Here is an 11,850-nt window from a genome sequence, read left to right on the forward strand (position 1 = left end):
AAACAAAATTTATGAACATTGGAATTTTACATTTAACAGATATTCATTTTTCTCCGGAAACAGATGTATCAAATAAAATTAATGGGATCGCAAATATACTCTCAAGTAACTTACCAACATGTAAAATCATTTTTTTAATCATTTCAGGAGATATCGCGAACAGAGGTTCTGCAAAAGAATATGATTTAGCAAAGACTTTCATAGAAAACATGTCTATTGCTATTATGCACGCAAAAAAAAGCGTGGAACTTCGGTATATTCTCGTACCGGGAAATCATGATTGTAATTTAGAAAAAGATTCACAAGTCCGAATGAACATAATTTCGAATATAAATTATCAAACGTTAGGCACAGACAATACTGTAATTGATTTGGCTTTAACAGTTCAGGATGATTTTTGGAAATTCTACTCGAACTATCGTCCAATTCCAGAAAACAAACTCTACTTCAAAATACAGGAGAAAATAGAATCATATACAGTTTGTTTTCACTGCCTCAATACTGCGTGGATGTCAAACTTTAAAGAAGTACCCGGAACTCTGTTCTTCCCTGTTAAAAAGTTTAATGTAGAAAACTCAAAAGACCATTTAGATATCAGCGTTTATCATCATCCTGTAAACTGGTTCACTCCAAAGACAGAAAAGAGCAACCAACGAGAACTACAATCTTTCTTAGATTCTATATCCGGAATCCAATTCAGTGGCCATGAACACGTTATGTCTTTAGGCAATCGCGAGGATTTAGACAATTCAAATTCGTCAGTTTATATTTCCGGTCAAAATTTTAATTTAAAAGATAACCCTGGCAGTTGCGGCTTTAATATCTTAGAAGTGAACTTAGAAATTCGAGAGGCCACTCTTAGCAGATATTTCTGGAAAGAAAATATTTTCATATCAGAAAACACTAAAACCTTTCGTTACTCTATAAAGAAAAATAGAGACATTCAATTAAATGAAAACCATAAACGCGCGATTGAAGATATCAAGATTCCTTTGATACTCAATGGCGATAAATTAAATCTATCAGATCTCTACATCTTTCCTGACCTAGAGCGGACTGGAGTAGAAAACAACTCTTTAGATGAATATATAGATTCACTAAAATTCCTTGACGAGGAAGAATTTAGCTTTTCGATTTTAGAAGGAGAAAGCCAAGTCGGCAAAACATCCTTGCTCCATATGCAATTTCTGAAATTGTATGAAAGAGGCTACTACCCTTTATATATTGATGGATCAGAAATAACCAACCTAAAGCACGAAAGAATAACAAAGACATCTTTTGAAAAAGTTTATGATTCACAACCGACCGAATATGATAAATATCTTCAGTTACCACGCAGCAAAAAAGTAATTTTCATAGACAATCTTCACCGTCTTAAGTTTGATCATGAATCCAAAAGAAATCTACTTACGATCCTAACCGAAAATTTTTCTAAAGTCATCGTAACCGTTGATGCAGCTAATAGCATCTTACCCCTCCTGCACTCAGAATTCAGCAGTTTTACTTGTTTCAAAATTAAAGCATTCGGTTTCAAGAAAACCAATGATCTAATTGAACGATATTTCCGATTAAAGGAAAATCTACCCATAGCTGAAGACCAGGAATTACTCAGCAAAATCAAACATACGTTTGACCAGATAGGAGCTCTATTAGGCAATCAGATCCTACCTTCTTATCCTGTTTTCTTACTTTCGATAATTCAATCTCTTGAAAAAAACTCTTTTGATTTAAAAGAAACTTCCTTTGCTCATTGCTACCAAGCATTAATTACAATGGCTTTAGTCAACAAAGCAAAAGTCAATAATGACGATTTTAGCATCTATCTAAATTTTCTAACAGAGTTATCGTTCAAAATTTTCAATTCAGAAGACTTTAGGATAAATGAAATTGAGTATATAGAATTCCAAGTTGAATATAGCAAGAAATGGGTCCTTCCCGACCCTAAAAAAATGACGGAAAAGCTGTTAGAATCCCAAATTCTAAAAAACGAAAATTCTTCATTTGAATTTTCTTACAAATACATATTCTACTATTTAGTAGCCCATTATATAGCAAAAATTATTAATAAAGATGAAGGCAAAGTAATAATACAAAAATTATTCGAGTCATTACACTTAGAAGTAAATGCAAATATCCTTGTTTTTATAACACACCATTCTCAAGACGTAGCATTTATCCAAGAATCTCTGTTATCAGCAATGATACCGTTTAGCAATATTTTACCCATCTCGCTAAATAAAGAATGTCATCTATATAAACAAATAAATGAAATTGCTTCAGCAATCACCAACGACATCATTGAAGAAAATAGAAATAAACCATTGCTCGAACGTGAAAAAGCGTTAGTGAGTCATGATAAAGAAATAAGAAAATTAGAAAAAGCTCAAGGAGAAAGCAAATCAGGCTCAGAGGAAATCAATGAGTTTCTTTATCCGTTTGTTCAAGCTTATCGTTCAATTGACATAGTAGGTCAAATAGTAAGAAACAGAAGAGGTTCACTACCAAAATCGGAGATCGTTGATATAATTTCCGAACTTTATTTAACTGGCTTTCGAATGGCATCCTCATTTGGAGAAATTATTTCCAATGAAAAAGAAAGTTTAACTGAAGAAATAAAAGAAAAAATTCAAAACGATTACAAAGCAAAATACAAAGACCATCCATGGATGTTAGAAAAAGGACTTAATGATGAGGAAGTAATTAAGAAAATAAAGATTGCTTTTAATTTAATGACGCTAGGCACATGCCTTTCTATTTTCTCAAAACTCATTCATTCTGCAGGAATAAAAGATTTTAGGGAGATTTATGATGATGTTGCAAAACGAATTGGCACCCCAGCCGCTAAACTAGTTTCCTTCAGCATTAATTCGTATTTCAATAAAGTTTCAAGCAAAGATGTCCAACAATTAAAAGACCAATTCGAAGGAAACTTTGTAGCCACTTTCATCCTTAAGGCGCGAGTAAAATCATATATATATATTTTAATTACGTAGATAAAAAAGAGATTCAAAGGATGGCGCAAATTCTTGAAATGAAAATTAATCCTGCGAAAAAAATCTAATTGGGAGGATATATCTGACTATCCAAACATCAAGGCAGAAATTGAATTTTATTCTTGAGTTCGCTTAAATATTTATCATTATACCGATCGAACTCCAAACTAAAGTAGACTTTATTTACATTTTATTAAAATTTTACACTCGAGAGATTATTTCATATTTTATCATCTTGGACCTATTATTTTTAAAGCATAAATCCCAATCTGTAAATTCTCTTTCGGGGGCCCTAAAATCAGTCCTTAACATTCTTAAATAATTCATTCGAGCAGCGGCAACCCAATTTTTCGGCTTTACACGCCTATCTAATATATCCAAATCCCGTACAAAACAATTTAGCCGATTCACTTCTAAATGCATCATTCTTAGTTGAATTGATGAAATAGGATCGTACAATTCTTCCTTTTGAGCAAAATGATTTAGGAAATTAACAACGAGTTCGACTCTCCCTTGCCAGAGAAATTTCTTATCATCTTATTAATCAGATTCGCTGAATAGATCGCTCGAAATTTCCAATGAGGATCAGTTGCCATCTTTTTATATTTAAATTGGGTCATATACGTTAAAAGACTCTTACAAGAATTCTCAGCCGCCTTCCCCCAAGAAATCCACGCTATTTGTTCTTTATTTTCTCTTAAAAAATATCCGTGCTTCAAATTCAAATTTTGAGACAAAGACTGCGCCAACCAGCGCGGAAAGATTCTACTTTCGTTTTCGTTTTCGTTTTCGTTTTCGTTTTCGTTTTCGTTTTCGTTTTCGTTTTCGTTTTCGTTTTCGTTTTCGTTTTCGTTTTGACTTTTCGATATTGTATCCATATTTCATTCCCTTGAAGCTAATAATATCAGCAACCATGTGAATGATTTCTTCTTCCGTAAAATATCGCTTCAATTTTGCTAATGGCGAAATCACAAGGCAAATATTCTTAAACTCATGCTCACCACCTTTACGCAGAGGGAGAATATGTTCATTGAGCGCGTCTACCGGGAATACCTCTCTGCCGGTTAAAAAACATTTTCCCTTCTGTAACTTGAGAATCTTGTAAAAATCCTCTGCACGAAATCTATACATTTTAGATCGGATCGTCTTTTTCATTTAGATTTCTCCGAGAACTTCTTAGGCTTTCTATTTTTAAAATTGGTATATAACAGATATGGAAGAATCGAACCTCTCAACTTAATATGGAAATCAATCGTTCGATCGTAGCAGGATTTACCGATCCGTCTCCGTTCAATTAGTTTTAACCGAATCCATTTCCTTAAAATCAACATTACAGAAATTTTATGAGTGTTCAATTCTGAACAAATCTCGGAAACAGTCCGGTACTTTTTATCAGCCTTGTTCTCATTTATCAAATTCCAAATTTTAAAGGCAAGTCTCTGGTGCTTTAGCTCTTTGCTCCTTTGCTTATATGTTCCCTTTCCACTCATCCAAAAATCATTATGAGCAATCATCTCCTTTGACAATCTCGCTTTCACTTTTCGCAAATCGAACGAAGAATTAATCAAAGATTGGCCTGATTGAGCGATTACTTACTCTTTTGTTGATTGCTCTGCATCTATATAAACGTAATTTCTTATCGATTGTTTAAGCCAGTTTTCAGAAACAAAATTGGATTTTTCGAGTCCATAATTACTCGAACTTTTCCCCAACAGACCTTGATTCTCTGATATAATATCAAGACCGAGAACTCTGGCGTTTTTGAGAAACGAGAATTCGTTTAAATAGAGCGTCGAGTTCTCCGGCCTTAGATAGCAATAAGTACCGAACGAAGTTTTCAGCAGTCTCTGGTTACCTTCCGCTACTTGTGAATGAACTCCATTCTTGCTCCAACGATCCCTCGCCCATCGATATCTCCCCTCTTTTGATTTTGCAGAGTGATTTACAGATCTGTGGTTCTTGTAAATTCCCCAAAGCCATTGATATCCTTGGTCTGTAAAGAGAGGCGTTCTCATTGGAAGATGATCCTTAATGATCGGTCCAAGTGTGTTTGCTTTTTGATTTGGAACAGAATGAAAGAATACAGGACCACCCTTCACTGCAATCGTATGAACTAAGGTTCCAACCTGACGTCCTCCAAGTTTTTCTGAAAGATAGATCGATGCTGTTGCTCCTCCATGACGGTATCTCTTTCGACCTTTGTTGGCTCGCTCGGATGCAGAATACAAAACGGCTGTATCCGCGCAAATATACGACCGGTGCTTCATTTTGCTCGTAATATCGATGTCCTCATCGGCTGGAAGTGAGAAGTCACGGAACTCTACTTCAAGAGCTTTGAAAGTAATCTCTTTGTACTTTGGAAGCTGTTGTGATGCGAACAGTTGAAATCTTCTTTTGAGAAGTGTGGCTCCTTTGTAAGAGATGGAGAGACGCTTGGAGATTTCTACGGTTGTGATGACTTTCGGATGTTGGATGAGAGATTCGTAGAACACGTAGCCAAACATCCACTTCGGAAGTTTGAAATGATGAAGCGGTGTGTATGAGAGTCTTGACGTTTGGTAATTACAAATCGGACAACGAACGACGTCCGGTCGTGTTGAAATTTCTTTGGTAAGAATTTGATCTTCGCAATTCACACACGTCTTTGCGTAGAAATCATCGAGAATCTTTTTTGTAATCCGTTCGAAAAATGGAATCTGGATTCCTGCGTGTTTGTATTTTTTCGGTGGGGATTTGCTGGCTGATTTCTTACTTCGTTTGCGAACTTGAACTGCGCTCTGTCCTTCGTTTACGTGAGGGTTTTGAACAATGGTTCTAGGGAATCGTTAGTAATCCCTTCGGTGGAAAACAAACCGCTGGCCTTGAATGGCCTCCGGTTTTCCCCCGATGAGATCCCCACCTTACCCCTCTTCCCTCATCAACTTCCCCAGCAAGCACACTTTCATTCTCACAAATCACATCCAACCCAAACACATGAGCATTCTTGAGAAAGGAAAACTCATTCAGATAACGAGTAGAGTTCTCAGGACGGATGTAACAGTAATAAGAAAAGGCTGATTTCAAGAGCCTGTGATTTCCTTCGGCTACTTGTGAATGACAACCGAGCTTCGAGAAGCGATTTCTTGCCCATTTGTAACGAGCATCTTTAGAATGAGCCGAGTAATTCACTGAACGGTGATTTTTGAAAATGTTCCACAAAAATTAATACATCGAATTCGTCCGCCGGGGCTTTCGAATTCTTTTTGGAAGATTCCGTTTTGGAAGAAAAGGAGAATCCTTATAGATCAATCGAAGCATTCGGTTTTTTAAACCGAAGTCGCAGATTCCAAAAGAAACGAAGCGCGTTTTAAGCAACGACGGAACGCTTTTTTTACCCGTAACGGATCTCCCGAAGGAAATATCTTGTTTCCAACCGGTTCTCGCCCTAAACTTTCATTCTCCGAAACGTAGCGTTTATTCCAAAGAGCGTTTCCGAATTCCTAAATAATCGCTTTTTGCGGAATTATCATTTTTGAACTTGTTTTAATTCATGGAGCCTTAGGGCAAAACGAAAATGATACAGAAAGAATCCATTCCATTTTCCGTAAGTATTTCCGCGCTTCTGTTGTTCACTCTTTCCTGCAGTGAAGCGGAACGGATGTCTTTTGACGCGCTCAAAAATCCTTTGGTCGCGTTAATCGAACCTTCCCGCGTCGCAAATTCTTCTTCCCAAACCGGAACGACTACTCCGACCTGCAGTACGACAAAAGGTCCTTGTTATATATTCGAACTCTATAATATAGCCGGGGTTCTCACCGATGGAAACATGGGAGGAATTTCGGGAGCCGATACTCTTTGTCGGAATGCGGCCGCGCTTTTACCTTCTTCTTTTGGAGCGCCGAGCGAATACAAAGCGATGCTTATGGATGAATCCGGGACTCGCGATCTGACTCACAATTGGGTTTTGTATCCGAACACAAAGTATCTCAATATCAAAAAGAGCACCTTAAATCCGAACGATAGCGCGCTCGTGTTTACGACCGATTCTCAAGGAATGTTCGGCGGCACGCTGAGCAATGCGATCATCGTGGACGGAACCAGACCACCAGGAACGTATACGTTCACCGGAGTTCGAATCGATACTCCCAGCTTCGTCGGAACGTGGCTTCCCGGATCGTTTCGGAGTTGTTTTGATTGGACGAGCACCGTCGCGGGAACCAGTTACGGTTCCCTAGGAGATCCGACGCAAATCTTTTCCTCGACCTTTATCGATCGCGGATACAGTTCCGCGCAAGTGTGCAATACGACGCACGGAATCTACTGTGTCCGTCAATGATGGACGCTTGGATCGATTGCAATCGGAAATTCCAAAGGCTTATTCTTAGACAATAGGAAATAATTTTTAAACAAAAAGGAAGAAAAGATGTTCTTTCAAAAAATCAAAAAAATACTTTTAGGAATTTTGATTTCCTTCTTTTCGTTATTCTTTATCGCGATCGTTTTCACTTGGGAAGGCGATCGTTCGGTTGAGGATTTAAAAGAACGCTGGGCTTCGCCGCCTTCCACTTTCCTTACATTCAAGGAAATGAATATTCACCTCAGAGACGAAGGCCCTAAATCCGATCCGGTTCCGATCGTCTTGATTCACGGAGGAGGCTCTTCTCTTCATACCTGGGACGCGTGGACGACCGAACTCAAATCCTCTCGAAGAGTGATTCGTTTTGATCTGCCCGGTTTCGGATTAACGGGCCCTTCTCCGGATCAGGATTATTCCATGAAACGTTATACGGAATTTATGATCGCTTTGCTCGATCGACTTGAAATCAAACGTGCGATTCTCGTGGGAAATTCTTTCGGAGGCAACGTGGCCTGGCGCACAGCGCTCGAACAACCGGAACGTTTTCAAAAATTGATTCTTCTGGATTCGGGCGGTTACAAAACGGAATCGGTTTCCGTTCCGATCGCGTTTCGAATCGCGAGGATTCCGGGCTTAAGCAATCTCCTTCAAAACATTCTTCCGAGAAGATTAGTCGAATCGAGCGTAAAGAATACATACGGCGATCCTTCGAAAGTCACCGAGGCTTTGGTAGACCGTTTCTTTTTTCTCGCGTTAAGAACGGGCAACAGAAAGGCTTTAGGACAATTTCAGCAACAACTAGTTTCAGAATCCGGAATATTCGAAAATCGTATTTCTGAATTGCGTCTTCCCACGTTGATCCTTTGGGGAAAAAAAGACAAACTACAACCTCCGATCAACGCGGAAAAATTTCATAGAGACATTCAAGGAAGCAAGCTCGTCGTTTTTGAAAATTTAGGTCATATTCCACAAGAAGAAGATCCGAAAGAAACATTGAAGGCGGTTGTGGAATTTATCCGTTGATCCGCGCTTTTCGTCTCGCTCGTTTTAAACTTAAAAAGAATGGACGGTTCTCCCAAATCGCAAAACTGAGAAAGCCGGTTTCCTCGACCGGCTTCGTATTTTTGTTTTTATCACTGGTCCTTTTATCCTGTAGCAACCTCCTCAAGAACGACGAGGAAAGAACAAACATTCTCTTTTCGGAAATTCAAATCCGTAAAGAAAGGGAAAGAATTCATCTTCGATTTACGTTCTACCGTGAAATCAGCGAAATTTTAGACGGAAAAGAAAACAAAGGTTTTGGCAGAGCGCCGCTCGTAGTCGACTTCCCGAAAATCGACGAACGACCGATGCAGGAAACGGAAACGAAGGGAATCCGTTTTTATTTTACGGAAATTGAAAACATAAAAAAAGAATATTCCATTTCACTGATGCGAAAAGACGGTCTCTATAAGGCGAAATTTCACTTTGACCCGAATGATCCGCCTACATCCATTCGTTTAGAATTTAGGAAGTAAGGATCAACCCGCCAACGACTTATATCAATCAAAACGGACTCAACGTATACAAACATAAATTTCCCTTTTTTAATTTCGGGATTCAAATTCAGTTTTAAGATTTTTACGAATCGTCAAACATCCGCGGCTCATCCGATTCGAGTTTCCAATTCTCCTTTTCCAAAACCGGTCCGTCGCGGATCGATAAATCTTTGATACAAAATCAAAAAACAAACCAAGGAAATAAGATAAAAACCGAGCAGAACAAAACTCAGATTGCCCGCGCCGAACCATTGAAAGAAAGTCAAACAGAGATAAAACAGACGAATCGGTTCCAAAAACAAAACCCATTTTTTACGATCGCAGATTCCCCCCACACAAACAAAGGTAAGAATGCTCGCAAAAAACACGTTGTGGAGAACCGATTCGGGGATTCGCCCTACATTCAAAAGAACTAAAAAGGAAATCAAAATCGCCGCAAAAGACCAGAACAAAACATAAAACAAAAGCCCATTGGGCAAAGGAATATCATATTTTTCGAATATTCCCGGTTTGTCTTTCTCCCGGTGAACGTCCTTCTCCTTTCGAAACGCATTTCCGTTCTCCTCCTCCGTCTCGTTTGTCGATCCGGGAGACGCAAAAAATAAGTTCACCTTGTCCTTCCAATTCGAAGAATTTTTCGCGGACTGAATCATCTCCCACCAATAGTGAAAATTCGCCCATAGAGGATTAAAACTTTTGAGTTGCGTCGTAATTCCGTAAACCGGAGTTTCCGTTTCGGGTTCGAAAGTGCCGAACCATTTGTCGAAGAAGATAAACATTCCTCCGTAGTTTTTATCGATATAACGGGGATTTCTTCCGTGGTGCACCCTATGATGAGAAGGCGTATTGAAGATCGACTCGAACCAAACGGGTAACTTGGAAATGAATTTCGTATGAATCAAAAATTGATAGATCAGACTGAACTGCGCGTTGAAGATCATCACAGCGGGAGGAAATCCGATCCAAGCAAGCGGGAGATAAAAAACCCAAGTGAATAAACCCCGGAAACTCGCCTGACGAAAAGCGACTCCGAGATTGTATTCTTCGCTTTGATGATGAACGATATGCCCGGCCCAAAGAAAATTGATCTCGTGACTCAGCCGATGATTCCAATAATACGCGAACTCATAGACAAAAAGACAAACGATCCACGTTAATGCGACAATGATAAACGACATTACCTTCGAAGAAATCCCGAAGAGATCGCGAGTCGGCATCCACCACAAAGGTTCGCCGGGCCAAGCGGGAAGATCGAAGATTCTCCAGTGATGATAAATCCAAAGATAACCCGCGATCGTGATCGTATGAAAGAGCACGATAAAGATCTGATTGGAAATTCCGGTCGCTAAGTTGTCCAGAGAATCGTTCCATCGATACGCCGGAATCCCCCGATACAAGGAATATAAAACTTCCACGACGATCAAAACGAACAAACAAGGAATAAAAAGTACGACTAAGTTCTGTTCCATATTTCCGAATCGTTGAACCGATGTTACTCAAGATTGTTCCGAAATCCGAAAAAGGACAATTCAATTTCTTTTTTCCGAGCGAAGACGGTTCTCGTTTCCGCTTTACGGCATTCTTTTCCAAAAACGTTCCAACGACGGTGCCGTTCCTTTTCCTGTATCATTCATTCCTAAATATCAGAATTCTATGGACGGAAACTTGCAACCTTCCAGTTTCATTGTATGATTCCTAATTTAAGAATGATCCAAAGATCGCTCGCGTTTTTTTTATTCCTTCCATTCTTCTTTGTATCTTGTACGATGTGGCCTGCTCTTACCTATCTCGTTTCCGATTCGAAATCGGGAGATTCGAATTCTTTTTTTCCTCTTGCGTTGGCTCTTCTCGCGCAAGGAGCGGACGCAAGCGGTTCCGCGCCGACGCCCAATCTTTTGTATGTCGCGAACTACAACGCGAACAGCCTTACGATTTATAACGCGAAAACGGGAGCCTATTTAAACGGAACTCTTGCGAATTCGACGTTCCCCACTCAGGCCGGTCCAGACTTCGTTGCGGTCAATCCGAAAGCGAACGTTCTTTATGTAACCGCACAAACCGGAAACTCGATCACATATTTTAATGCGAAGACGGGTGCGTATATCAACGGAACTCTCGCGAACTCGAGCTTTCCTACCGGGAACGGTCCGATTTTTATCGGAGTCAATCCGGACGCAAACTTGATCTACGTTTCGAACGCGAACTCGGGAACGGTCACGTATATGAACGCGACGACCGGCGCGTATATGAACGGAACTCTCGCGAACTCGAGCTTTCCCACTTCGGGAACCACTCCGCAGGGTTTGACGGTCGATCCCGTCGGGAATCGAATGTATATTTCCAATTTCGATTTGGATAACGTTACCTACTACAATGCGACCACGGCTTCCGCAACTTCCAGCTTTCCCGCACAATCGGGGCCGACTTCGATGGCGTTGAATACCACCGCCAATCTTTTGTATGTGGGCAACAACGCATCCAATTCGGTTACGATCTACAATGCGACCACGGGAGCGTATTTAAACGGAACCCTTGTCAATTCGAGTTTACCCGTGGGAACCGGTCCGGTTTCGCTCGCAGTCAATCCCGCTTCGAATATTTTGTATTCCGCAAATCAGACCTCGGAGACGTTAACGCTTCACAACGCGACGACCGGAGTTTATCTCAACGGAAGTCTCGCCAATTCCAGTTTTCCAACGGGCGTTCGACCCTACGCGGTTGCGGTTAACGCAACTGCCAACATAGCCTATGTGGCAAACTCGTCTTCGCAAACGGTAACCTACTACAATGCGGCCACGGGCGCTTATCTCAACGGAACCCTCGCCAATTCGAGCTTTCCGACCCAAGCGGGACCTTCCGCCGTAGCGGTCAGTCCCTGACCTGAGAATTCCGAAGTCGAAGCTTAACTCAAAAGCGATACGCGTGCCAATGGATTTCGCTACTCTGAAGATAAAATAGAATAGAATAATATGCTAAAATATGT

Annotated in this window: 7 protein-coding genes and 4 pseudogenes; 6 read left to right on the forward strand and 5 right to left on the reverse strand. The window is 40.1% G+C overall.

The genetic code is table 11. The features are described from left to right. The first annotated feature begins 11 nt into the window (after positions 1 to 11). Positions 12 to 2,993 carry an STAND family AAA ATPase gene (locus tag LEP1GSC052_RS06970; protein ID WP_020986270.1) on the forward strand — a complete coding sequence of 994 codons (2,982 nt, stop codon included), beginning with the start codon at positions 12 to 14 and terminating at the stop codon, positions 2,991 to 2,993. Between the two features lie 201 nt (positions 2,994 to 3,194). On the opposite strand, the pseudogene LEP1GSC052_RS21645 reads toward LEP1GSC052_RS06970, so the two are convergent. From LEP1GSC052_RS21645 to LEP1GSC052_RS21650, 4 genes and pseudogenes are all read right to left on the reverse strand, one after another. Continuing rightward, positions 3,195 to 3,742 (reverse strand): annotated as a pseudogene (locus LEP1GSC052_RS21645) (hypothetical protein). 91 nt (positions 3,743 to 3,833) lie between these two features. After that, positions 3,834 to 4,148: pseudogene (locus LEP1GSC052_RS20685) on the reverse strand (HNH endonuclease); the annotation flags it as partial. Between the two features lie 437 nt (positions 4,149 to 4,585). Next, complete coding sequence (locus tag LEP1GSC052_RS06985; RefSeq protein WP_425268408.1) at positions 4,586 to 5,803, reverse strand: transposase; 1,218 nt, start codon at positions 5,801 to 5,803, stop codon at positions 4,586 to 4,588. A 4-nt stretch (positions 5,804 to 5,807) separates the two neighbouring features. Beyond that, positions 5,808 to 6,194, reverse strand: a pseudogene (locus LEP1GSC052_RS21650) (transposase); the annotation flags it as partial. A 352-nt stretch (positions 6,195 to 6,546) separates the two neighbouring features. Between LEP1GSC052_RS21650 and LEP1GSC052_RS06990 the strand changes: the two are divergent. The 4 genes and pseudogenes from LEP1GSC052_RS06990 to LEP1GSC052_RS21415 form a co-directional block, all read left to right on the forward strand. After that, a complete protein-coding gene (locus LEP1GSC052_RS06990; protein ID WP_010575087.1) occupies positions 6,547 to 7,308 on the forward strand; it encodes a DUF1554 domain-containing protein in 762 nt (253 codons plus the stop codon). A gap of 87 nt (positions 7,309 to 7,395) precedes the next feature. Continuing rightward, complete coding sequence (locus LEP1GSC052_RS06995) at positions 7,396 to 8,352, forward strand: alpha/beta fold hydrolase (protein WP_020985739.1); 957 nt, start codon at positions 7,396 to 7,398, stop codon at positions 8,350 to 8,352. After that, positions 8,349 to 8,846 (forward strand): hypothetical protein, encoded by a 498-nt coding sequence (locus LEP1GSC052_RS07000; protein WP_010575089.1) that lies wholly within the window; start codon positions 8,349 to 8,351, stop codon positions 8,844 to 8,846. Before LEP1GSC052_RS06995 ends, LEP1GSC052_RS07000 begins: the two co-directional genes overlap by 4 nt. A gap of 2 nt (positions 8,847 to 8,848) precedes the next feature. Continuing rightward, positions 8,849 to 8,944: pseudogene (locus LEP1GSC052_RS21415) on the forward strand (TonB-dependent receptor domain protein); the annotation flags it as partial. A 30-nt stretch (positions 8,945 to 8,974) separates the two neighbouring features. On the opposite strand, the gene LEP1GSC052_RS07005 reads toward LEP1GSC052_RS21415, so the two are convergent. After that, positions 8,975 to 10,336, reverse strand: a complete 1,362-nt coding sequence (locus LEP1GSC052_RS07005; protein WP_010575090.1) for a sterol desaturase family protein — start codon at positions 10,334 to 10,336, stop codon at positions 8,975 to 8,977. 219 nt (positions 10,337 to 10,555) lie between these two features. Here LEP1GSC052_RS07005 and LEP1GSC052_RS07015 point away from each other — a divergent pair, with 219 nt between their 5' ends. Then, positions 10,556 to 11,746, forward strand: coding sequence for a YncE family protein (locus LEP1GSC052_RS07015; RefSeq protein ID WP_020986818.1), 1,191 nt, complete (start codon positions 10,556 to 10,558; stop codon positions 11,744 to 11,746). The last annotated feature ends 104 nt before the right edge of the window (positions 11,747 to 11,850 follow it).

This window comes from Leptospira kmetyi serovar Malaysia str. Bejo-Iso9 (genome assembly GCF_000243735.2).
Lineage (GTDB): Bacteria > Spirochaetota > Leptospiria > Leptospirales > Leptospiraceae > Leptospira > Leptospira kmetyi.